Below are 24,632 nucleotides of genomic sequence, written 5' to 3'. Positions count from 1 at the left end.
GTAATTAACAGGACTTTTATATTTTAAACACTCTTTAGTTATAGAGAATGAAGTTTACTTTGCTTTTCTTTCCACATTTTCAAATCTTCTTTGTGGCGTTCAATGCTTTTTTGTACTTCTTTTATAAATGGGTTTTCTCCTTTAGAACTTGAACTGATGAACTGAATGTTGTTCTCTAATTGGAAAATTTCATGTTGAACTTCGTCAATTTTCTTTCTAATAAAATATTGCTCTTTCTCTAAAGCTCTATCGTCTTCATTTTCTACCCATTGATCAAGTTTTGCATTAAACTTCATCATTTCAGTATCTTTTTTAGATAAACTTAGTTTCTCAAATAAAGCATCCAATATTTTATTGAACTTTCCTTCAATATGTCTTCTGTTGAAAGGAACTTTACCAAAACTTTTCCAAGTCTCAATGTGTTTTTTAATAGCATCTAAATCAGTTTTATGATCACCAACCAATTCAAATTCTTTTAAAGATTCTAAATACGTTTTTTTATTGTCAAAAGCTTCAATCTCAACTTTGTCTTCTGTGTTTCTTACTTTGTGCATTCTGTCAAAGTAATGGTTACAAGCGTCTTTAAACTCTTTCCAAATTTTGTCTGATTGTTTTCTTGGAACATGACCAATTTTTTTCCAATCTTCTTGAATTTTCTTCATGATTGGAGTAGTAGCTTTAAAGTCTTCGTTATCTTTTAAAGCATTAGCTTTTTCAACTAACTCGGTTTTTTTATTTAAATTTTCTTGCTGTTCGTGTTTAATGTCTTTGTAAAAAGCATTTTTAGTAGCGTTAAAGTTACGAACAGCAGCTTTAAAAGCATTCCAACTTATTACAGTTTCTTCTTGTGGAACTCTACCCGTTTTGAAGAATTTTTCTCGTAAAGCTTCAATTTTTTTTATTTGGTTTTGCCAACCGTTATGGTTTGCTACTTTTTCATTAGAAACTGCATTAATTTCTTCTATAATTGCTTTTTTCTTTGCTAAATTTTCAACCTCACGTTCTTTTGCTTTTTCAAAGAAAGTTTCACGCTTTTCATGCATTTGCTTAGTAATGTCGCTAAATTCATTCCAAATTGCTTCGCGTTGTTCTCTATCAACTGGTCCAATTTCTTCTTTCCAAACACGGTGTAAAATTTGCAACTCTCTAAAAGCTTTCATTACATCAGTCTCATCTAAAAGTGTCTTTGCTTTTTCAATGATAAGTTGTTTTTGCTCTAAATTGTGCTTGAAATCTAAATCTCTTGCTTCCTTATCTAAATGAATTAAATCGTAAAAACGCTCTAAATGAAAATGATAATCATTCCAAACAATATTGTATTTATCCCTTGGAATAGAACCAGCACTTTTCCATCTTTCTCTAATGTCGTTAACACGTTTAAACATGTCGCCAATACTTAAAGCTTCTTCTGTTCCGTTTACTAATTCTTTAAGTTCTTCAATTAATTCAGTACGGATGTTAAAATTACCTTTGAGGTTTTTTTGCAATTGGTTATAATGATTTGTTCTTTGAGTTCTATAATCATTATAAGCATTGTCAAATTTATTTTTTAAAGGAAAATGATATTCAAACGAAGCATTTTCATCTGTGTTTGTTTCGTTGAATTCATCTCTCTTTTCATCAATTAAGTCGTTGTACTTACTTGTGAAAGCTTTTTTAATTTCTTCAACATGATCTTTAATAGCCATAACTTTATGGTTTGCTACTAAACGTTCAAGTTCTTCTGTAAGTTCTTCTTTAGACATTGTATCATACTCCAACATTGGAATGTCGTGTCTGTCTTTTACCGAATCGTCTTCGCTTTCTTCAGCATTTGAATTGTCAATCTCTTCTAAAGCAGACTGATTAATTGCTGTTACATTCTCTAATTCCTGAATCGTTTCGTTTTCTATTCCGTCTGCTTGTGGCAGGTTATCATTCTTTTCTTCTAACATTGTAAATGCTTAAGGTTACTAATAAGTTCCGAAGATACGAATGCACTGTTAAATTTCAAAGTAAAACCGATAAATGTGGTTTATTTTATTGTAAAAGTGTACTTGAGAATTTTAGATTTCAAAAAACAATTTCAATTTCAAGATAAAATTTTTAGTTTATTTATTGTGAAAATATGAAATAATTATAGTTTCGTCTTTTGTTAAAAATTGTTCTTATGCTAGAATTCCATTCAATTAACCATTCTGCCACATAAGTTCCTGCTCCATCTGAAAATACAGCTTTTAAAATATGATAATTTTCACTATGGTGTATAATTTTAAAGAATTCTTCGTTTAAGTAATCTCCAAACCAAGGGTTATACATGTTGTCGGTTTGTAAATTATAGGTTTTTTTACCAATTTTTAATATAGCTTTTGAAATTTTATATTTTGGAATTCCACCATCTGTTCCAAATAAAGGTGAATTATCTATAGAAATTACAAAATTATCTTTGTATTCAATTAGATGTTTTTTGGGATTGAAAATTTCACGATGTATTTCTAATGAAGAACTTTCATCTAATATAATTTTAACTATATTTTCTTGACTAAAAATTGTTGTTGTAATAAATAAAAATGTGAGTAGAAGTGCCTTCATAGTAAACTATTTATTCCAAATAAGCCATGCTTTTTCAGCCTGAAAAACCAACATTTCATACCCATTTTTTATTACAGCTTTATTTTCTGATGCTTTTCTTAAAAAAGTAGTTTCTTCCGGATTATATACTAAATCAAAAGCAATGTGTTTCTTGGTAAATAAGCTATAATCTAATGATGGACATTCATTAATATTTGGAAAAGTTCCTAGTGGAGTAGTATTAATTATAATTTGATATTCCTTGAAAATATCTGCATTTAATTCTTCATAAGAGTATTCAAACTCTGAAGGATTTCTAGAAACAAAATCATATTCAATTTTAAGTTTCCTTAAAGCAAACGCAACTGCTTTACTAGCGCCACCTGTGCCTAAAATCAATGCTTTTTTATGATTCTCTTTTAATAAAGGCTTTAGTGCTTTTTTGAATCCAAAACAATCTGTATTGTAGCCTTTTAACTTACCCTTTTTTGATATTGTAATAGTGTTAACTGCTCCAATTTTTATTGCGTTTTTAGAAACTTTATCTAAATAAGGAATTATAGCTTCTTTATAAGGTATAGTAACGTTTAGTCCTTTTAAACCTTTCGTTTTTTTTACAACATTTATAAAATCCTCTATTTTTTCTAAATCAAAATTTAAGTATTCACAATTGTCGAAATGAAATAAAGAAAATTTTTCTGTAAAATAATTTTTTGAAAATGAATAATCTATATTACGACCAACTAAGCCATACTTATATTGTTTTTTCAGTTTCTTCTTTTTCATTGGATTATTTTTTTTCTAAACGAGCTGCAACTTTTTCCATTCCGTAAATTACTAAAAACCCTAAAATAGCTAAAAGTACAGCTAAAATAATCTGTGCATCGCCGTTAAAATCCTGCGGTAATATGCTTTTTTCCAGGAATGGTACTGTTTTTCCGTGGCTATTTATACGTGTTTCTAAAACTTGTTTCCATGGCCAAACTTTATTTAGTGATCCAATCATAAAACCAATTAGCATGGCTAATGTTGTGTTTTTATGATGTTCAAACATCCAATGAAGTATTTTAGAAAAAGTTTTTAAACCAATTATTGCTCCAATTGCAAAAGCACCTAGTTTCATTAATGAAGTTGAAATTAATTCAGTATTCATTTGGGTTAGTGCTTCTCTAAATTGATTAATTGTACCTATTACTGACTCATATGAACCCATTAGTAATAATATGAAAGCTCCAGAAATTCCAGGTAATATCATTGCTATTATAGCAATAAATCCAGAAAGGAATAGATAAGAATAACTTTCAGGACTGCTTACGGGTTTTATGATTGTAATATAATAGGCTAAGATTACTCCAATAATTAATGCAAGTATTGAAACCAGCTTTAAACTTGTAATTTGTTTCCAAATGAGTAAAACACTCGCAATTATTAAACCAAAGAAAAACGACCAGACCATTATAGGTTGTGTTTCTAATAAATGCGTTATTATTTTAGAGAAAGTTAAAATACTAATTCCTATTCCTGTTAGTAGTGCTAATAAAAAAGAACCATTAGCTTGTTTCCAAGTTGCCTTTATACCTTCTTTTTTTAACGTTTTAATTAATGAAATATTAATTCCATTTATACTGTCTATTAACTCTTGATATATACCAGAAATAAAAGCTATTGTTCCACCTGAAACTCCAGGTACAACATCAGCAGCGCCCATTGCAATTCCTTTTAATAAAATCAGTAGGTAATCGGGGAAAATTTTTCTCATGCTTTATAATCGAATAGCTAAAATAATTAATTATACTTATTAATTATATTTTGAATTGATTTTTTCACCCAGATATTTGGAAAATTCTCTTTAAAAAATGTCTGATTTGCTACATTTAAACGTAAAGCATTGTTTAAATGGAAGTTACCTTTCTTAGCTTGCTTTGTCATATAATTTAATCCTGCTAAGCGGTATTCTATTTCATAATTATCTGGGAATAATTCAGATGATTGTAATAAAATTTCAATTGCGGCATCATATTCTCCTAAATATTGCAGTGTATCTGACCAAAGCACAAATGTGTCTAAATTTATGTCACCTGTTTCAAAAGCTTTTCTGTAACCAAGTTCGGCTTCTTCATGTAAATTTAAAGCCTGGTTGATTGCTCCAAATCTTTTCCAATACATATTATTGTCACCGTCAATTCCAATAGCTTTGTTTACATAATAAAGTGCTTTATGAAAGTTTTTTTGACGAATATAAAAGTCAGTTATTGCAATCCATGCTTTATCTAACAAAGGATCTTCATGAACAGTTTTTAAAAAGTATTGGAGCGCTAGTTCAATATTACCAAGTTTTTCATAACATTTTCCTACGCGTAATAATACAAATGAAGTAGTATCATCTAATTCCATTGTAATGGAATAACACGCAATTGCTTCTTCATATTTTTTCAATTTTTCTAAAGCTTTTGCTTTTTCTAAATATGCACCTAAAAAAGTTTCGTCAATTAATGTAGCATAGTCAAATGCCCAAACTGCTTTTTCAAAATTCTTAACTGCGTAATATTGACGGCCTAATTGATGCCAGGCAACTTCGCTATATGGGTTTTTATCAATAAAACTATTTAAATAAATGATAGCTTCATTATTTTGGTCTAAAAAGTCAAAGCAATAAACAACATTATATAGAGCTGAATAATCATCTGTATCTTCACTTAAACAACGAATAAAATACTCTTTAGCTTTTTCAAGTTCATCATTAAATAGATATTCCATTCCTATCATAGAATAAACATCTGCTGCATCATCAGTATATTTTAATGCAATTTTTAAGGTTTCTATTGCTTGTTCGTGTTGATTTCTTTTTGAAAAAATATTAGCTTTTTGAATGTATATTTCTTCATTTTGAGGTTCAATTGCGTATAAATCATTAAGGAGTTTTTCAGCAATATCAAGTTTGTCTTCAAAAATTAAAGTTTCAACTTGAACCAATTTAAGACCCGTTGATTTTGGATGTTGTTCCAAACCTAATTTTAAAGCTTTTTTTGCCAAATTCATTCGTCCTGTATCCATGTAATGAAGAATTATCTCTTCAAACTCTTCAGAATCAAAGAAAAAAACTTTGTTGGTTTTTAACATTGATTCAAATTTGGATAAGGAAAAGTTATTTTCTTCTTCATCGTGACTCATTCTCATAGCTTCTCTTTTTATGGTTTCTCCTTGTAATTAAAATTAAGGAAAAATAGTAGGGCAATCTTTTCTTGTGCGAATTGTTTTAAACAATTTAATTAACAATTTTATTTAGGTAATTAGTATTAGTTAAAAGGTTAAGGGAGTATATTTTTGTTATACAAAAACCTAACACCCAACATCTATTACCTAACTTCATTAAGTACTTCAAGAATAATGCCACATCCTTTAATTATTTCTTCATTAGAAATAGTTAATGGTGGAGTTATACGAATAGCAGCGCCTTCAAAGAGTAACCAAAACAGTATGAGCCCTTTTTCTTGGCATCTTAGAATCACTTCTGTTGCAATATCCGGACTTTCTGTCATGGCAGCAAGCATTAACCCTTTTCCTCTTATTTCTTTAATTAAGGGATGAACTAATGTTTTTCTAAATAAGGCTTCTTTTTCTAGTGTTTCAGCTATAATGTTTGTTTCAGTAAGTTCTTGTAATGTAGCTAAACATGCAGCAGCTATTACTGGATGCCCTCCAAAAGTTGTAATGTGACCTAGTTTTGGATCATGACTTAATAAATCCATCATTTCAGCAGAAGCGGTAAATGCACCAACAGGCATTCCGCCTCCCATACCTTTTCCCATGACAATTATATCTGGTACAACATCATAATTTTCAAATCCGAATAATTTTCCGGTACGACCAAATCCAGGTTGGATTTCGTCTAATATCATAATGGCGCCAACTTCTTCACAACGTTGCTTTACTTTTTTTAAGAAACCATTTTCAGGTTGGATGAATCCAGCTCCACCTTGAATTGTTTCTAAAAGAACACCAGCAGTTTTAGTTGTGATTTTTTCTAAATCAGCTTCATTGTTAAAAGTAATAAAATCTACATCTGGAATTAATGGTCTGAAAATTTGTTTGCGTTCTTCAAAACCCATTACGCTCATGCTTCCCATAGTGTTCCCATGATATGCATTATGGCAAGAAATTAATTGACTTCTTCCAGTAACTCTTCTGGCAAGTTTCAAAGCACCTTCTATTGCTTCAGTTCCAGAGTTGGTAAGATATGTTTTAGAAAGAGTAGAAGGTAGGTTTTGTGCTAATAATTTGCAAAGTTCAGTTGCAGGACTTTGAGCATATTCACCATAAACCATAACATGTGCATATTTATCTAATTGTGCTTTTATGGCATCGTTTACTCTTTTTGGTTGATGTCCTAATGTATTGGCAGAAACACCAGCTACAAAATCTAAATACTCTTTTCCATTTGTATTGTATATATATGAACCTTTTGCATGAGAAACCTCCATTGCAAGTGGATGTTCAGTAGTTTGAGCTTGGTATTTGAAAAAATCTTCAATCACTTTTTATGGTTTTTTAAGAAATTGGTTTTATTTTGAACTACATTAAAAAGAAATTACTCTTCTTTAGGATTATTTTTGTCGTAATCAAGAGTTTCTTTTAAAATTTTCATTGGTATATCTTCTTCTAATTCCTTCTTTTTACTTTCAATCAGTATTTTTTCATGAATAATGTTTTCTTCTTCAGGAAAAATTTCTTCTTTAGACTTTATTCTTTCATCTCCTCTCCAAGTAAAACCCCTAAGTTTTCGTGCATTTTCTGGGAACTCAGATTCGGGATAAATTTCACCCTCAGTATTTTTAAAAAATGTAATGGTATCAATTTTATTTTTGTCGAGTATCATATTAATTCTACTACAAACACTTTTATTGATACCTATTAACTCATTTGAATCGTTGTACATGTAATAAATGACCTCTGCATTTTTAACAATATCAACTTCATTTAGGTTGTTGTTAACGAATTTACCGTATAAATTTTGCCCTTTTATTTGGTTGTAACCGTTTTTACTTAAAGAATCTTTTTGAATGATGAATGCGTTATTTATAACTTTAAGAGAGTCTAATTTTTCAGACTCATTATTGCCAATCAAATGCATTATATCTCCAGTCATTTGATTGTCAAAATTCCAAATTACCGGCTTACCTATTAATTGAGTTATGGCAGTTTTATTGCTTGAATGCAAAGAGTCACATTTCCCGCTCATATCTGACTTATAGAAACGAACGTTATTGAACGCTTTTATAATTCTATTTTCCGGTGGGCCTGTAACCTGAATTTTTTTACCGTGCATATAAATTGAGTCCTTTTCAACTTTAGTAATCACAACGGCTCTTTTAGTAAGAATAATTGAATCTTTTCGAGTTAAAGGATTTCTGTACATTTCCGCATAATGTCCTTTTGCAACGAGATTGTTTATAGTATCTGTAATTTTTACATTATTTATACCTCTTGAAAAGTTTTTATCTCGGTCGTAATACAAATCATCTCCTTCGATAATCTTATTGCTATAGGTTATTTTTGAACCTTTTTTTAGCTTTCCAATTCCTGTTTTCGTATCGTAAAACCCTTTTTCAGTATAAATAACATTGTCTTTACTAGTTATAGTTGATGGACCAAATACATAAGCATGACCTGAGTTTTCGTAAAAATCTAAGTGATTGGTTTCTATAGTACTTTGAGGGTTTGTTACTGTTACTGCCGAAGTGAATTGGTATTTTTTTTCAGAAAGAAAATATTTTCCTGATTTACTTTTTAAGGTGTTTTCTTTATTTCGAATAGTTCCGTAACTGTTGTAAAATGCAATTTGCTTTTTCTTGTCAAAAAATACAGTGTCAGTTACCAAAGTAGATTCTGGAGAACGAAGATTTACATCGCCAGTAGCAAATGCAAATTCAGTTTTTCCATTATATTCTGCATAGCGGCTGTCCATATGGATTGAATCACCTTGATTGATTTGAACATTTCCAAATGCTTTTATATAATCTTCATCTTTAAAATGATAAGCTTTATTGCATTTTATTTGAACTCCGTTATGAAGAACACTTACGTTTCCAGTAAAAATAATTGCTCCTGGAATTTCATTCTGATTCATGTCTATAAAATCTGAATGTTCAATAACAATTTTTTTATTCTCTTGCGAAAAAAGTGAAAAACTTACCAAAAGCAAGCTGGTTATATAGAAAATGTGCTTTTTCAAAATAGTTGTAATTTGTGTCAAATTTAAGTAAAAAGTCGAAAGGCACTTTATTATTAAGATTTTTTTATCATAAAAAAAACGTCTCTGGTTAAAGAGACGTTTTAAATATTATTTTGTAATTGTTTGTTTTCTATCTGGACCTACCGAGATTACTTTGATAGGAACTTCCACTTCTTTTTCAATAAAAGCAATATATTCTTTTAATTCAGAAGGTAATTCATCATAAGTAGTCATTCCAGTTAAATCAGCTTTCCAACCTTTCATTGTTGTAAAAATTGGTTCAACATTTTCTGGCTCTATATTATAAGGTAAATGAGAAATTACTTCACCTTTATATTTATAACTTGTACAAATGTCTAAAGTATCAAAACCTGAAAGAACATCGCCTTTCATCATGTATAATTGCGTTACACCATTTACTTGAACGGCATATTTAAGTGCAACAAGATCTAACCAACCACATCGTCTTGGACGACCTGTTACAGCTCCAAATTCGTTACCTACTTTAGCCATTGTTATTCCTTCTTCATTGAATAATTCAGTAGGGAATGGTCCGCTACCAACACGTGTTGTATAAGCTTTGAATATTCCATAAACATCTTTTACTTTGTTTGGAGCAATCCCTAAACCTGTACATGCTCCTGCAGCGGTAGTAGTTGATGAAGTTACAAAAGGATACGTTCCAAAATCAACATCTAAAAGTGATCCTTGAGCGCCTTCTGCTAAAATTGATTTTCCAGCTTTTAAAGCTTGATTTAAATATTCTTCGCTGTCAATAAAAGTCAGTTTTTTAAGCACTTCAATAGATGCGAAAAATTCATCTTCCATTTCTTGAAGATTGTATTGTAAATCTACATTGTAAAATGAAATCATCGCTTCATGCTTGTCTGCCAATGCTCTGTATCTGTCTTTGAAATCTGCTAATTCTGTATCTCCAACACGTAAACCATTTCTACCTGTTTTATCCATATAAGTTGGTCCAATACCCTTTAAAGTAGAACCAATTTTAGCTTTACCTTTTGATGCTTCAGAAGCAGCGTCAAGTAAACGGTGAGTTGGTAAAATTAAGTGTGCCTTTCTTGAAATTAAAAGTTTAGAGGTTACTTCCATGTTGAATTTTTCTAAACCTTCTAATTCTTTTTGGAAAACTACAGGGTCAATAACTACACCATTTCCAATAACGTTTTTTGCATTTTTATGAAAAATTCCAGAAGGAATAGTTCTTAATACATGTTTAATCCCATCGAATTCAAGTGTGTGTCCAGCATTTGGTCCACCTTGAAAACGAGCAATAATATCATAATTTGAGGTTAAAACATCTACAATCTTTCCTTTTCCTTCATCACCCCATTGTAATCCAAGTAGCAAGTCTACAGTCATTTCTTTAGTTGTTTGTTGTTGTTATTGAGTAGTTTATTGTTGTTTTTTTGTAGCATAGAAATATAGAGAATGTGAATGAATATCGATTCCAAACATTTCTTCCATAGTTTGTTTTATTTGTTGGATTCTAGGATCACAGAATTCTATAACTTCATCAGAATCAGCTATAATAATATGATCGTGCTGTTTGTCAAAATAACATTTTTCATAATGTGCTTGATTTTGACCAAATTGATGACGCCTTACTAATCCGCATTCCAAAAGAAGTTCAATTGTATTATAAAGAGTAGCTCTACTTACACGATAATTCTTATTCTTCATTTTTATATACAAAGATTCAATGTCAAAATGTTCTTTTGTATTATAGATTTCTTGAAGAATTGCGTATCGTTCAGGTGTTTTACGATGTGCTTTTTCTTCTAAGTACTTCGTAAAAACGTTCTTTACAATTTCTTGATTTTTGTTGTTTTCCATTTAGTTAAAACTAATAAGCTGCAAAGATAGTTTTTATTTTTTGATTGACTTTGTAGAAAATTAAACAAACAATTAACAGCTATTGTTGAAAAATAGTGTTCCAAACATCATTGTCTAAATGATCAGCCATGGAGTCGGGTCTATATTCTCCATTTCGTATTAATGTTTCTCCATTTGGTTTGATTAAACCGAGTGAACCACATACGGTAGAATAAGTAAATAAGTTTAATCTAAAAAATGAATTGCTATCTGAGAAAAAATATTCTTTTTTTGCATTTATATTATTTTTTAATTTAATCCGATGATCAAATAATTCTATGAATACTACGTTGATATGTTTTTTTTCTAACTGACTTTTAATAGAACTTAAGAACCCTTTTCTACTATAAATTAATTGTTTTGTCATATTATTTGAATATACATATGAACAAGGGTCATTGAAATACTTAAAGCTTAATAAAAAAATCGTAGAATCATTAAAAGTTTTATTAGTGATTTTTTCAATTTCTTTTTTTACAATTTTGTAATCTACTTTATAGGTTGAATATTTTGGGACATTATATTGATACACCATACCGCTATCAATAGTTTTTCGGAACCCAACAGAATTATCTGGGAAAGAAACTGCGAGCAACATTCTATTATTTTTTTCAACAACATTCCCATTCTGGTCTAACCAATAATCTGCACCTTTATTTTGTGAAAATGAATTTAGAGACAAAAAGTAAATAATAAAAAGTAATGTTTTCATAGGTAAGTAATTGAAAAAATAAATATTATTGTTGAAAAATAGTGTTCCAAATTTTTGGGTCTAAATGATTAACTATCCAATCTGCTCTATATTCACCATTTCTTATTAATGTTTCTCCATTTGGTTTTATTAAACCGAATGAACCACATAGGGTAGGGTTTATAAATATATTATTTCTAAAAATATTTTTTTCATCAGTAAAATAATACTCATTTTTTGAATTTACTTTATTATTGAGTTTAATTCCGTTTTCGAAAAAAACTAAGAAAATAATATTTGATTCATTTTCAATGTTGACTTTATGAAAATCAGTCAAAATTTTATTATCGGTAATAAGTTCATTTGTCATTACATTAGAAAAAGAATCTGAGCAATTATCATTTAAATAATAATATTTAATAAGAAATATAGTTGAGTCAGAGTATTTATTATTTGAATTTTTTTCTATGATACCTTTAAAATAATTGTAATCTAATTTGTAAGTAGAATATTTAGGAACATTATGCTGATGTATCATTCCACTATCTTTTTCAATTCTAAATCCCCAAGAGTTATCTGGGTATTTTTCATTTTCATAGATTCTTTTAGTTAAACGAACATTTTTACCATTAGCGTCTAAAGTGTATTTCGTTGTTCTGTTTTGACAAAATATATTTAAACTGAAAAAACATATAATTAAAGCAGCTATTTTCATTAATTAAGTATTATAAACTCTAGTTATTTTGTCAATTCCATCAACCTTTTTAATGTTGTCAATCAGTTTTTTAAGAATTGTGTTGTTTTGAACAATTACTGTAATTTGGCCATTAAATATTCCAGCTTCACCACTTAAAGAAATGTTTTGAATGTTTACATGCATTTGATTAGAAATTACTTTTGTAAGCTCATTTGTAAGTCCAAGAGTATCCATTCCTGTTATTTTTAAAATAGCTTTAAAATCTTCTTGACTTGAATCTATCCATTTTGCTTGCATAATTCTATATGCATAGTTGGATTGAAGGCTAATAGCATTTGGACAATCTTTTTTATGGACTTTAATTCCTTCATTAATAGTAAGAAATCCGAAAACATCATCTCCTGAAATTGGATTACAACAAGTTGCAAACTTATAATCAAGTTTAGATTGCTCTGCACCAAAAACAAGTAAGTCGAATTTTTTATGGATGTCATTTTTGTTAAACTGTTCTGGTTTAACGGTGGGTGTTCTTGTAAATGGTTTTTTGAAAAAGTTTACTAATGTATTGTTTTTTTGAGCTACAAAATCTTTTAATTGCTGATTTTCTATTGATCCAATTCCAATTCTATAAAATAAATCTAAACTTGTTTGAACTTTAAAAAATACTACTAATTCATTTATAGTGCTTTCATTCAGAGTAACTTTTAAGTGTCTAAGTTTACGCGTTAAAAGTTCTTTTCCATCTTCAGCAATTTTCTTAGTATTTTCGTTTAAAACATTTTTAATTTTTGTTTTCGCTCTTGATGTTGTTACATATTCAAGCCAATGAATTGTTGGTTTCTGTACAGGCGATGTAATAATCTCTACTTGATCTCCACTGTTTAATATGTGATTTAATGGAACTAATTTTCCATTAACTTTTGTGCCTCTTGTATGAATCCCAATTTCTGAATGTATGCTAAATGCGAAATCTAAACTTGTTGCACCTTTTGGTAATGACTTAATATCACCTTTAGGAGTAAATACATAAATTTCTTTAGCATATAAGTTTAATTTAAAATCTTCTACAAAATCAACAGCGTTTGAAGATTGATTTTCTAATGCTTCTTTCAATTGGTTTAACCAAATTTCTAATCCGTGTTCTTCACTATCCGCATTTTTGTATTTGTAATGAGCCGCATATCCTTTTTCTGCAATTTCATTCATTCGTTCACTACGAACTTGAATTTCAACCCATCTTCCTTTTGGGCCCATTACTGTAATATGTAACGCTTCGTATCCAGATGATTTTGGAGAAGAAATCCAATCTCGTAATCTGCTTGGACTTGGTCTATAATGATCAGTAACTACCGAATATATTTTCCAAGTCAAGAATTTTTCATCATGTTGAGATGATTTGTAAACAATTCGTAATGCAAATTTATCATAGACTTCATCAAAAGTTACACCTTGAACTTTCATTTTTCGTCTAATAGAATAGATAGATTTTGGTCTGCCTTTTAAAGTAAATTCAATTCCTTCATCTTTTAATGAATTACCAATTACTTCAGAGATAGCTTTTATATATTCGTCTTGTTCTTCTTTTGTTTCTTTTATTTTACTAACAATATCATGGAAAACTTCGGGTTCAGTATATTTTAAACCGAGGTCTTCTAATTGTGTTTTAATATTGTATAAGCCTAATCGATGGGCGAGTGGAGCATAAATGTATAAGGTTTCTGATGCAATTTTAGCTTGCTTGTAATCGACCATGCTTTCCATAGTTTGCATGTTGTGCAACCTATCGGCGATTTTGATTAAAATTACACGAACATCATCATGTAACGTAAGCAGCATTTTTCTAAAATTTTCCGCTTGAATACTAACGTCTTGGTCGGTTTTTACCTTTGCAATTTTGGTTAAGCCTTCTACAATTTTTGCAATACTTGGGTTGAACATTTTTTCAATGTCTTCCACAGTAATATCAGTATCTTCTACCACATCGTGCATTAAAGCAGCAGCAATAGAAGTTGCCCCAAGACCAATATCTCTAGCTACAATTTTCGCTACAGCAATGGGATGAAAAATATAAGCTTCCCCAGATTTTCTTCTTTGGTCTTTATGTGCATCAACAGCCACATCAAAAGCCTTACGAATTAGTTTTTTATCTTCATCACTTAAAGTTTGATAACTAATACGAAGTAATTCTTTGTATTCTTGGGCTATTGCTTTATTTTCCGCTTCTATATCTATCTCTGTCATAGTAGGTCTTTAATACATTAAAGTTATAACAAAGATATTGATTGTGCAATAACAATTTTAAAAATCAGTTTTAATCTTTAATACTAATAAAAATTAAAGGTATTTATTTACAAATGAAGTTTATTTTTTGAATTTGTTATTTAAACTCGCGTTGTCTTTTTGCTTCAAATAGTAAAATAGCAGCAGCAACTGAAACATTCATAGAGTCAATTTCTCCTTGCATAGGAATAATGATATTTTGGGTGCTATTCTCTCTAAAAGTTTGAGAAACTCCAGTTGCTTCTGTTCCAACAACTAATGCTGTTGCAGAAGTATAAGACACTTTGTGGTATTCGTTTGAGTTTTGAAGTGTTGCGCTGTAAATGGCAATTCTCTTTTCTTTTAAAAATGCAATTGCTTCATCTGTGGTACAAACTGCAATTTGATTGGTAAAAACGCAACCTACGCTAGAGCGGATATTATTTGGATTGTATATATCACTTTTTGGGTTGGCAATTATAACTGCATCTATATTTGCAGCATCTGCAGTTCGAAGCATTGCTCCAATATTCCCTGGTTTTTCAATACTTTCTAAAACTAATATTAAGGGATTTTCTTTTAATTCTAAATCAGATAATTGTAACGATTTGCTTTTTGCAACGGCAATAATTCCTTCGGTTGAATCTCTGTAAGCAATTTTTTGATAGACTTCTTTTGAGATTTCAATAATGTTTAACTGTTGATTTGTTAATTTGTTAATTTGTTCTTCAGAAATAATTTCGGGTAAAAATAAAACAGTTTCTAATTCGTAATTTCCTTTTAAAGCCAATTCAATTTCGCGTTTTCCTTCAATTAAAAAAGTACCCGTTTGTTTACGACTTTTAGATTTTTCTTGTAATTGAACTAACGATTTTATAAATGGATTTTGAACTGAAGTAATTTGTTTCATGAAACAGTTTTATTAAGACACAAAACTACAAAAAAAAAAGCCTTTTCAATTTGAAAAGGCTTCTGTAATTATTTACTGGATTTTTGGTCTTCGTATTTTCCTTTATATCGTTCGTAAAGTTCTGTTTGGTGACTTTCTAAACTAATTTCTCTTCCATCAATAAAAGCTTTTGTAATTGTGTTGGTTCTCATGTCTAAAGCGTCTCCGTTTGAAATAAATAGAGTAGCGCTTTTTCCACTTTCTAACGAACCGAAATTTGCATCGATTCCTAGTATTTTAGCCGTATTTAAAGTAATTAATTTCAACGCTTCTTCTTTATTTAATCCCCAAGCAGCACAAGTACCAGCATAAAATGGTAAATTACGAGCTTGCATACGTTCCATGTCACCAGAGTTTTCTAAACCTACCAAAATACCTTTTTCTACTAAAAGCTTGGCGTTTTTATAAGGCAAATTTACATCTTCGTCTTCCAAAACAGGTAAATCATGTACACGTCTTAATAGTACAGAAATATTATTTTCTTTTAATAAATCAGCTACTTTAAAAGCATAATAACCACCAACAATTGTCATGTTTTTAATGTTGTTCTTTATTTTAAATAAAACAGCATCAATAATTTCTTTTTCTCCATTAGCATGAACGAAAAGTGTTTTTTCTCCTGAAATAATACCTTTCATTGCTTCATAAGGAATATCTCTTTTAGAATTAGTTGACTTTAAATAAGCAGATGCGTTATTGAAAAACTCTTGAACTTCTTTAAGTTGTTCGTCATACTTTTTATTTAGCTCAATATTTCCTGGTTCAGCCCACCATCCTGATCTTGAATAACTTCTTGGCCAATTTAAATGAATGCCGCCGTCTTTTTTAATAACAGCATCTTCCCAATTCCAAGCGTCTAACTGTACAACAGATGATGTGCCTGAAATTCTTCCGCCTCTTGGTGTAATTTGAGCTACCAGAACTCCATTTGGACGCATTGTTTCAACTAAAATTGATTCAGTGTTATAAGCGATTAAACTTCTTATATGTGGATTGAATTCGCCTATTTCACTTTCGTCATCAGAAGCTCTAACAGCATCAATTTCAACTAAACCTAAAGTTGCATTTGGAGCAATAAAACCTGGATAGATATGTTTTCCTGACGCATCAATTGTAACGTCATGCTTCGTAGGTTTCATAACTCGGGCATCTCCAATTGCTCCAATTTTTCCATCAATTATAGAAATCAAACTATTTTCAATTACTTCACCATTTCCTATATGTGCTTTTCCACCTATAATAAGAATGCTTTTAGTTTGCTTTGAAGCAGGAGTTTGTTGGGCAAAAGCCAAGCAACTCATTAATAATAAAAGAATATATTTTTTCATTTTAAATATTTTTATGTTGTTAAAAAATCAATTTTTAATTGTACTCTTCCATTGTGTCACAATGGTAATGTTTGATTTCTTTTTTAACAGGTGCTTGTGTTTTTAAGCCTTTATTTTTAGCTTCTAACATAGCATTGATTAATTCGCTTCTTTCTTTTTGAATTTTGTTTAAATTTTCTTGTTCTTTATTTAGATCATAGAAAATAGTTCCTTCAATTATTGTTTTTTCTGCTTTTGCATAAATAGAAAGCGGATTATCTGTCCACAAAACAACATCTGCATGTTTACCTACTTTTATACTTCCTACTTTATCATCAACTTGTAAAATTTTAGCTGGATTTAGAGTTACAAAATTCCAAGCGGTTTCTTCAGAAACATCTCCATATTTTACTGCTTTAGCTGCTTCTTGATTTAATCTTCTTGACATTTCAGCATCATCTGAATTGATAGAAACTAAAACCCCTTGACTGTTCATTAATGCTGCATTGTATGGAATAGCATCATTTACTTCAAATTTATAGGCCCACCAATCTGCAAATGTAGAACCGGCAACACCGTGTTCTGCCATTTTATCTGCTAGTTTATACCCTTCTAAAATATGTGTAAATGTTTGAATTTTGAATCCGTACTTATCAGCAACTTTCATCAACATGTTAATTTCAGATTGAACGTAAGAATGACAAGTAATGAATCTTTTTTTGTTTAAGATTTCTCCTAAAACTTCCATTTCAATATCAAAACGAGGCATTATTTTATTTTTACCTTTTTTCGATTTGTATTCTTTCCATTCTTTCTCGTATTCTAAAGCTCTTGTAAAATAATCTTCATATACTTGCTCAACACCCATGCGAGATTGTGGAAAACGATTTCTTGCATAATCTCCCCAATTAGATTGTTTTACATTTTCTCCCAGTGCAAACTTTATGTATTTAGGAGCGTCTTTCATAATCATTTCATCTGGTGCATAACCCCATTTTAATTTGATGAATGCTGCACGACCACCAATTGGATTTGCAGAACCGTGTAATAAATTTGCAGAAGTAACACCACCGGATAAGTTTCTATATATATTGATATCATCAGAATTTACAACATCCTCAATTGTAACTTCAGCAGAGGAATTTTGGCCACCTTCGTTTACTCCGTTTGAAATGGCAATGTGTGAATGTTCGTCAATAATTCCGGCAGTTAAATGTTTGTTTGTTCCGTCAATTTCAATTGCATTTTTAGCAGAAAGATTCTTTCCGATTTTAGCAATTTTTCCGTTTTCAATTAAAACATCTGTTTCGGTTAAATTACCCTCTTTTTCACCAGTCCAAACTGTTGTGTTTTTTACTAAAATAGATTGTTGTTTTGGTTTTTCTGTATTACCATAAGGTAAATTTGGATAGGTAACTGCAACCATTTCTGGAACTACACTATCTTCTTTTTTATCTTCTTTTTTATCTTCTTTAACAATTTCTTTTTTAGTTGCTGTCCAAGATGCTTCTTTTCCGTTTTCTAGAACTACTTTTCCTTGTAAAACATTATTAATCTTTGTTCCTGTAAAACGCAAATATTCTGTTTTTAAAGTGTCTTTTGTTCGAACAACAATAGTTAACCAAGGTTCGTTGAACGATAATTTAGTTCCATAGTTAACACTGTCTTTAGAAATTTTCCCTTCTAATTTTTCTAACTCTCCTTTAATGTTTAATTCAAAAGTTTCATTATTAAAAACTAAATCATATTCACCTCTAATATCCTCATTATCCATTTTATTAATAACTGAACGATTCCCTTGTACCCAGTTTTCATGAATGGTAGCATCATCTTCAAAAATATCTTTTGAAGTGATAATGAAATTAGCCAGTTTTCCTTTTCCTAAACTTCCAATTAAGTTGGATTGCTTGATTAGTTTTGCTGGAGTTTCTGTTAAAGCTGCAATTGCTTTTTCTTTAGGGAAACCATATAAAACCGCTTTTCTTAAGTTGGAAAGAAAATCTTCTGGTTTTTTATTGTCTGAAGCTGTTAAAACAAAATTTATATTATTATCAGCTAATAATTTTAAATTAAAAGGTGCTTGGTTCCAAAATTTCATATCACTAACACTTACTTGTTGTGCTAAGTATGGATCAGAAACATCATAAGCATCTGGAAAATCTAATGGAATTATATAAGTTGATCCTGTTTTTTTAATTTCTTCTATTCGTTCGAATTCATTTCCACTACCTTTAATTAGGTAATTTACTCCAAATTCTTTACCAATTTTTGCTGCTCTTAAACTACTTAGTTTATCATTCGCTTCAAAAACTTGAAGTAAATTTTTATTTGCATTAAAACTTTCTAAAGATAAATCTTTAGTGGTTGAAAGTCCTTTGCTGTACCAATCAGCATCATGATATACTTGTCTTATTAAAGCCATTCCACCCATTAATGAAGAAGGGTATGATTGTTTAGTGAATTTACTTCTTTTAAATGTGAAATGTTGAGATATTTTTGTGTTTAAAACACGAGAGGCATTATTAGCATTATCATTTAGTGTCCATAGTAAACCAGTTCCTGCGATAATTCCATCATTATGATGACTTAAAACAGTACCAAAACCAACTTTACGTAATGATTCTGCAGCTTTTGAATCGTAATTTGTGTTTTCGAAAGCATTATACTCTGGCTTTACATGATCATTCCAATAATAGCCATCTCTAGAAGAATCATATTGTGGTGTAAAATTACCATTTGGTCTTTGAGTAGGTTTTTGAATTCCAAACTCACTGAATAGGTCAATAAATGATGGATAAATTGTTTTTCCAGTTGCGTCAATAATTGTTGCATTTTTTGGAATAGTAATATTTGTACCAACATCAACAATTTTATCTTCTTTAATTAATAAAGTTGCTTTCTCAATTTTATTAGTTGAAGAAACGTAAATGGTAGCATTTGTAATTGCTGTATAGTTTTTAAAAGTTTGTTTTACACCGTCATTTTTAGGAAAATAATCTTGTGCATGAATACTAATACTAAAACAAAGTAAGAGTAGGATTTTGTAAAATCTCATATTTAGTTGCTTAAAATTTGTTAAATATAAGGATTAATCTAAAGAAAAATATTGAAAAAACTCTTACAAGTAAAATTTAACAATTGTTTCTTATAATTGTCTTTAAGTTTAGAATTGAAATAAAATTTAGAGGAAACTCTAAAATGACATGCGCCATACTAAGTATATATAGCCATTTTAGACCTGTATTGTAATCATAAAAATAAAGAACAATTGATGTAATCCAAATGAGAACAATTATTATTAGTTTAAATTTTGAAGTATCATGCCATTGAATAATTGAAGTTTTGGAAAACCAATTGAAATAATGATAAGTGTAAGCAAAAGCAATGAACCGCATCACTTGGATACCAATATTTGAAAAGTAGACATCATTTGATGTTGTTAATTGACTTAAAATAGTAATTATTTTTTGGTTCAATTTTTCAAATGAGTGATAGTTGTTCTGAATTTGATCTGTTATTACTGAAAAATTGTAGTTTATTGGAATGAATAAAAGCACTACAGCACATATGATAAAGAATACTAATGATATTTTTCCGCTTCTACTTTTTTCTTTTAATGTGCCAACTAGTATAAAAATTCCAGTAAATGTAAATACATGAATTAATGTAGGTAAAAACATTGAAAATATGATGGTGAATTTACTTTCAAAAAGATGAAAAAGTAAAAAACTTATAATTATAGTTCCAGAGTTGAATATTATTTTTGATATAACTTCTTTAAAATATACCATTGCAAAACTTGAACAAAATGCAATAAAAATAAAAGGGGCTAAATATTTTCTTAAATAAAAGGATAAGGGAGAAAATAGAGCAATTGATATAAGGCACAAGATTAAAATATGAACATAATAATCTTTCTTTTGTGTAGTGAAATAGTTTTTTTTATGGAGCCAATTTATTTCGGTTAAATAATGTAATGGACCTAAAACAGCATATACGATTAAAAATAATTCAAATGGGAATATAAATGCAAAACAAAAAGACAGCAACATTAAAAAAATATTAATGATGTTAATTTTATTGATTTTTTCCATTTAACGTGTAAGGTATAAATAACCAGTTAAAGGTTCTGTATAGTCAGGATCATTTAAATATAAAATGTAATAATAGGTGCCTTCCGGAGCATCATCAGGACCAACAGACTTAGCCACTTTTCCATCCCAATCTGGAATTGAATTATCTCCTGTCCAAATATGTCTACCCCAACGATTGTATATTTCTAATTTGAAGTTAATGAATATATCTCGCAATCCTTCAATGAAAAAACCATCATTTAAGCCGTCGTTATTTGCTGAAACAGCATTGAATACCTCTGGCGGACAATTTCTAGAAAGTAAGTTAAATGAAGTTATGCTATAGCAAAATTCATTTTCTATTCTAACAAAAATTTCTTTAGGAGTTGTTACAGCTTCATAATTTGTAGTGTTGAAAATTTCATTACTATTTAAAACTGCATTATTGTAATTTTCATGAAAAGTAACACTATGTGATGAATCACTCTTTACTAATTCTTCATAACTTGAAAAATCAAATATTCCCCTTGTTAAACCTAAGTTACAAGATAATAAATCGTCTAAAAAGTTAAATGTTGGAGAAACTTTTAAATCAATAGATGCTTCAAATGTATTGTTTGTTTCAACAAGTTCAGTTACAATTCCTAATCCATTTCCATTGTCATCAACAACAGCTAATAAGGTAAAATTTGTTGAAAGAGCACTTGGAATATTAAGTGTTACTGAGCCATTTTCATTTCCTCCAATTGGTATGTCGTTTTGTGTAAAAAATGTTCCTAAAAATGTATTTTGAATATAAAAAGTTATTGGGGTGTTTGCAGGTAAAAACTCAGTACTGTTCACATTGTAAACTGTGTAGTCAACTTCAATTACTCCTGTATTACATTCAGTTGTATAATTATTTAATACTATTGTAGCGTCTGGTAATTGACTGTTTAATTTTGTAACAATTGCATTAATCATTACATAATCTTGATTAGAAGTTAGAGAAATATCTGCTGTTGTATCACCAACATTTATGTTGTTTTGAATATTATAAATATCCAAATCCATATTGTATAGGGTGTTTGATCCTGTTACGCTATTTGTACTGTTAAACGCATTATTACTAGGATTTAGAGGCGGATTGCTTAATACATTTCCGTTTATCGTTAACGATTCATTATTTGCGATACCAACATCTCCTTCCCAAGCTAGAAAGCCAATTTTAGCATCGAAATTATCTATTACATTTAAACTATTTAATGAAATGTCAATTCTGCTTGGAACCGCTTGCATACCATCATAAATGTTTAATTGATTTAAAGGTAGAGCGTCGTTTTGATAAACAACAATAATTGCCCAGCCTCCAAAATTGGTTCTGTTCTGAAAATATTGAGGAATTTCAGCCGTTAAATCTAGATCAGAAAGCGTGTAAGTTCCATTTCCTGTTGCCTGAACTTGAGCAGTAATATCTTTAAAGGCACTAAAATGTGGCCAACCAGAACTCGTTTGAATAATTGAAAAAGTTCTGTCAGGTGTAATATCAACTCCATTCAGTTGAACATCAAAATCTCCTGTTCCACAACCCGCCCAATATAAATAAGCTCTTTCAATTACATCAGTTGGACCTAAATTTAAATCAGCAGAAGAACTTGTTAAAATTGTTGGTGTAGACATAAATGAATTTTCGTTAGTATTTAAAGTATTACCAACAAATGTAAAATCATAACGTCCGTTTATTTGTGTATATAAAGAAATGTCCTGTGAAAAAACAACTTCAGGAATTAGTAGGTAAAATAAAAAAAGGAATAGTGTAATTTTTTTTATCATAAAAAAATAAATATTTCAGTACCAATATAATAATTTTTATTAGAAAATAGTAAAAACTGCTGTTGAAGAATTAAAAAATTAGTAATTTTCCGAAAATTAAAAACCATTGAGTAACTTCAGAGTTCAGCGATATCAGCCAAACGATTCTAACGAATGGAATACATTTGTTACGAATGCAAAAAACGCAACGTTTTTATTTCATCGTGATTTTATGGAATATCATAAAGATAGATTTGAGGATTATTCATTAATGGTCTTTGATGATAAAGATAAATTAGTAGCAGTTTTACCTGCGCATAAAGTTGATTCGGTACTTTATTCCCACAAAGGATTAACTTATGGAGGATTAGTTTTAAGTTCAAAAGTGATTTTGTCAGAAGTAATTTTGATAACTAAATGTATTTTAGAATTTTTAGAAAAAAAAGAATTTTCTAAACTCAATCTAAAAATTATTCCTTCAATTTATAATGCTATTCCTTCTGATGAAATGGAATATGTTAGTTTTCTTTTGGATGCAAAACTGAATAGGAGAGATGCTTTAGCTGTACTTGATATTACAAATCAAATTCCGATTTCGAGAGTTCGTAAACGTGGAATTGAAAAAGGAAAAACAAACGGTTTAGTTGTTAAAGAAGAAAATGATTTTACCTCTTTTTGGAACGAACTATTGATTCCTAATTTAAAAGAACGATATAATGTAAATCCTGTTCATTCTTTAACTGAAATTTCTTATTTAAAGTCAAAATTCCCTAATCAAATTAAACAGTATAATGTTTATCTAAAAGACATGATTGTAGGTGGAGTTACTGTTTTTGAAACAGATAATGTGATTCATCCTCAATATATTTCAGGAAATAAAGCATTCAATAACGAGCTTGGAGGATTAGACTTCTTGTATAATAATTTAATTAACGTAGTTTATAAAAATGAGAAATATTTTGATTTTGGAATTTCAAATGAGAATCAAGGTAAGGAGGTAAATGAAAGTTTACATTATTGGAAAGAAAGCTTTGGAGCAAGAACAATTGTTCAAAATTTTTATGAAATTGAAACTAAAAACCATTCACTATTAGACACTGTTTTAATATGATAAAATTCCTAGATTTAAAAAAAGTAAACCAACCTTTTGAGAGCGCTTTCAAACAAAAAATGGAACACTTTTTAGAAGGTGGATGTTATATTTTAGGAAAGGAAGTAAAACTGTTTGAAGAAAGTTTTGCGCAATATTGTGGAGCAAAACACTGCATTGGTGTTGGAAATGGTTTAGACGCTTTGGTTTTAATTTTAAAAGCCAATATTCATTTAGGGAAAATACAAAAAGGAGATGAGGTAATTGTTCCTTCAAATACTTATATAGCAACCATTTTAGCAGTTCTTGAGGCTGATTTAGTTCCGGTTTTAGTTGAGCCAAGATTAGAAACGTATAATTTAAATCCGGATTTAATTGAAGCTAAAATTACTCCCAAAACCAAAGCTATTTTGCCAGTTCATTTATACGGTCAATTGGCTGAAATGGATGCAATTGATACTATTGCCAAAAAACACAATTTATTGGTTATTGAAGATGCTGCTCAAGCGCATGGGGCTCAAGGAAATAGTAATCAAAACACAAAAGCGTTCAGTTTTTATCCAGGAAAAAATTTTGGCGCACTTGGCGATGCTGGAGCCATTACTACAAATGATGACGAATTAGCTGAAGTAATAGTTTCTCTTCGAAATTACGGTTCTAAAGTAAAATATAAAAATGAATTAATTGGTGTTAATTCTCGTTTAGACGAATTGCAAGCTGCTTTTTTAAATGTAAAATTACCAGAACTTGATAAAGAAAATCAAATTCGTAGAGAAATTGCAAAACGCTATTTATCTGAAATAAAAAGCGACAAAATAATTCTTCCTTTTTGGGATAATTCAAAAAATCATGTTTTTCATTTGTTTGTAGTTCGAACAAAAAACAGAAATGATTTAAAAGAATATTTATTTAAAAATGGAATTGAAACTATGTTTCATTATCCAATTCCACCACACAAACAAAAAGCGTTAAAAGATTGGAATAGTTTATCTTATCCTATTTCAGAGAAAATTCATGATGAGGTTTTAAGTATTCCTTTAAACGGAACTTTGACGGAAGCAGAAATCAATAAAATCATTGCTACTTTAAATCAATATTAA

The 24,632-nt window shown here is 29.6% G+C and carries 19 protein-coding genes; 2 read left to right on the top strand and 17 right to left on the bottom strand.

Annotated features, from left to right (window positions below):
* Positions 1–38 precede the first annotated feature (38 nt).
* From ACQ65T_RS10545 to ACQ65T_RS10465, 17 genes are all read right to left on the bottom strand, one after another.
* Positions 39–1,934, bottom strand: coding sequence for a DUF349 domain-containing protein (locus tag ACQ65T_RS10545; RefSeq protein WP_430401044.1), 1,896 nt, complete (start codon positions 1,932–1,934; stop codon positions 39–41).
* A gap of 160 nt (positions 1,935–2,094) precedes the next feature.
* Positions 2,095–2,571, bottom strand: a complete 477-nt coding sequence (locus ACQ65T_RS10540; protein WP_430401043.1) for a hypothetical protein — start codon at positions 2,569–2,571, stop codon at positions 2,095–2,097.
* A 6-nt stretch (positions 2,572–2,577) separates the two neighbouring features.
* Positions 2,578–3,336, bottom strand: coding sequence for a shikimate dehydrogenase family protein (locus ACQ65T_RS10535; protein WP_430401042.1), 759 nt, complete (start codon positions 3,334–3,336; stop codon positions 2,578–2,580).
* A gap of 4 nt (positions 3,337–3,340) precedes the next feature.
* On the bottom strand, positions 3,341–4,309 hold the full coding sequence (locus ACQ65T_RS10530) for a DUF368 domain-containing protein (RefSeq protein WP_430401041.1): 969 nt from the start codon (positions 4,307–4,309) through the stop codon (positions 3,341–3,343).
* Positions 4,310–4,335: 26 nt separating this feature from the next.
* Entirely contained in the window at positions 4,336–5,727 is a 1,392-nt protein-coding gene (locus tag ACQ65T_RS10525) for a tetratricopeptide repeat protein (RefSeq protein WP_430401040.1), read from the bottom strand.
* Positions 5,728–5,906: 179 nt separating this feature from the next.
* Positions 5,907–7,085 (bottom strand): aspartate aminotransferase family protein, encoded by a 1,179-nt coding sequence (locus ACQ65T_RS10520; protein WP_430401039.1) that lies wholly within the window; start codon positions 7,083–7,085, stop codon positions 5,907–5,909.
* A 53-nt stretch (positions 7,086–7,138) separates the two neighbouring features.
* Positions 7,139–8,782: an OstA-like protein gene (locus tag ACQ65T_RS10515; protein WP_430401038.1), complete on the bottom strand. Its 1,644-nt coding sequence runs from the start codon at positions 8,780–8,782 to the stop codon at positions 7,139–7,141.
* A 108-nt stretch (positions 8,783–8,890) separates the two neighbouring features.
* Positions 8,891–10,162: an adenylosuccinate synthase gene (locus ACQ65T_RS10510; RefSeq protein ID WP_430401037.1), complete on the bottom strand. Its 1,272-nt coding sequence runs from the start codon at positions 10,160–10,162 to the stop codon at positions 8,891–8,893.
* 33 nt (positions 10,163–10,195) lie between these two features.
* Complete coding sequence (locus ACQ65T_RS10505; protein WP_430401036.1) at positions 10,196–10,636, bottom strand: Fur family transcriptional regulator; 441 nt, start codon at positions 10,634–10,636, stop codon at positions 10,196–10,198.
* A gap of 79 nt (positions 10,637–10,715) precedes the next feature.
* Positions 10,716–11,387 (bottom strand): hypothetical protein, encoded by a 672-nt coding sequence (locus ACQ65T_RS10500; RefSeq protein WP_430401035.1) that lies wholly within the window; start codon positions 11,385–11,387, stop codon positions 10,716–10,718.
* 25 nt (positions 11,388–11,412) lie between these two features.
* Entirely contained in the window at positions 11,413–12,081 is a 669-nt protein-coding gene (locus ACQ65T_RS10495; RefSeq protein ID WP_430401034.1) for a hypothetical protein, read from the bottom strand.
* A gap of 3 nt (positions 12,082–12,084) precedes the next feature.
* Positions 12,085–14,304, bottom strand: coding sequence for a RelA/SpoT family protein (locus ACQ65T_RS10490; protein ID WP_430401033.1), 2,220 nt, complete (start codon positions 14,302–14,304; stop codon positions 12,085–12,087).
* 136 nt (positions 14,305–14,440) lie between these two features.
* Positions 14,441–15,232: a TrmH family RNA methyltransferase gene (locus ACQ65T_RS10485; RefSeq protein WP_430401032.1), complete on the bottom strand. Its 792-nt coding sequence runs from the start codon at positions 15,230–15,232 to the stop codon at positions 14,441–14,443.
* A gap of 68 nt (positions 15,233–15,300) precedes the next feature.
* Positions 15,301–16,599 (bottom strand): amidohydrolase family protein, encoded by a 1,299-nt coding sequence (locus tag ACQ65T_RS10480; RefSeq protein ID WP_430401031.1) that lies wholly within the window; start codon positions 16,597–16,599, stop codon positions 15,301–15,303.
* Between the two features lie 34 nt (positions 16,600–16,633).
* Entirely contained in the window at positions 16,634–19,633 is a 3,000-nt protein-coding gene (locus tag ACQ65T_RS10475; protein ID WP_430401030.1) for an amidohydrolase family protein, read from the bottom strand.
* 76 nt (positions 19,634–19,709) lie between these two features.
* Positions 19,710–20,672, bottom strand: a complete 963-nt coding sequence (locus ACQ65T_RS10470; protein WP_430401029.1) for a hypothetical protein — start codon at positions 20,670–20,672, stop codon at positions 19,710–19,712.
* The gene (locus ACQ65T_RS10465; protein WP_430401028.1) at positions 20,673–22,463 is read right to left on the bottom strand and encodes a gliding motility-associated C-terminal domain-containing protein; all 1,791 of its coding nucleotides are present in this window, start codon (positions 22,461–22,463) and stop codon (positions 20,673–20,675) included. It abuts the gene before it with no gap.
* A 106-nt stretch (positions 22,464–22,569) separates the two neighbouring features.
* On the opposite strand from ACQ65T_RS10465, the gene ACQ65T_RS10460 reads away from it, so the two are divergent.
* Positions 22,570–23,553, top strand: a complete 984-nt coding sequence (locus tag ACQ65T_RS10460) for a GNAT family N-acetyltransferase (RefSeq protein ID WP_430401027.1) — start codon at positions 22,570–22,572, stop codon at positions 23,551–23,553.
* Positions 23,550–24,632 carry a DegT/DnrJ/EryC1/StrS family aminotransferase gene (locus ACQ65T_RS10455; protein WP_430401026.1) on the top strand — a complete coding sequence of 361 codons (1,083 nt, stop codon included), beginning with the start codon at positions 23,550–23,552 and terminating at the stop codon, positions 24,630–24,632. Before ACQ65T_RS10460 ends, ACQ65T_RS10455 begins: the two co-directional genes overlap by 4 nt.

The organism is Flavobacterium sp. (assembly GCF_965284515.1).
GTDB lineage: Bacteria > Bacteroidota > Bacteroidia > Flavobacteriales > Flavobacteriaceae > Flavobacterium.
This window is presented reverse-complemented; position numbering and strand designations above follow the sequence as displayed.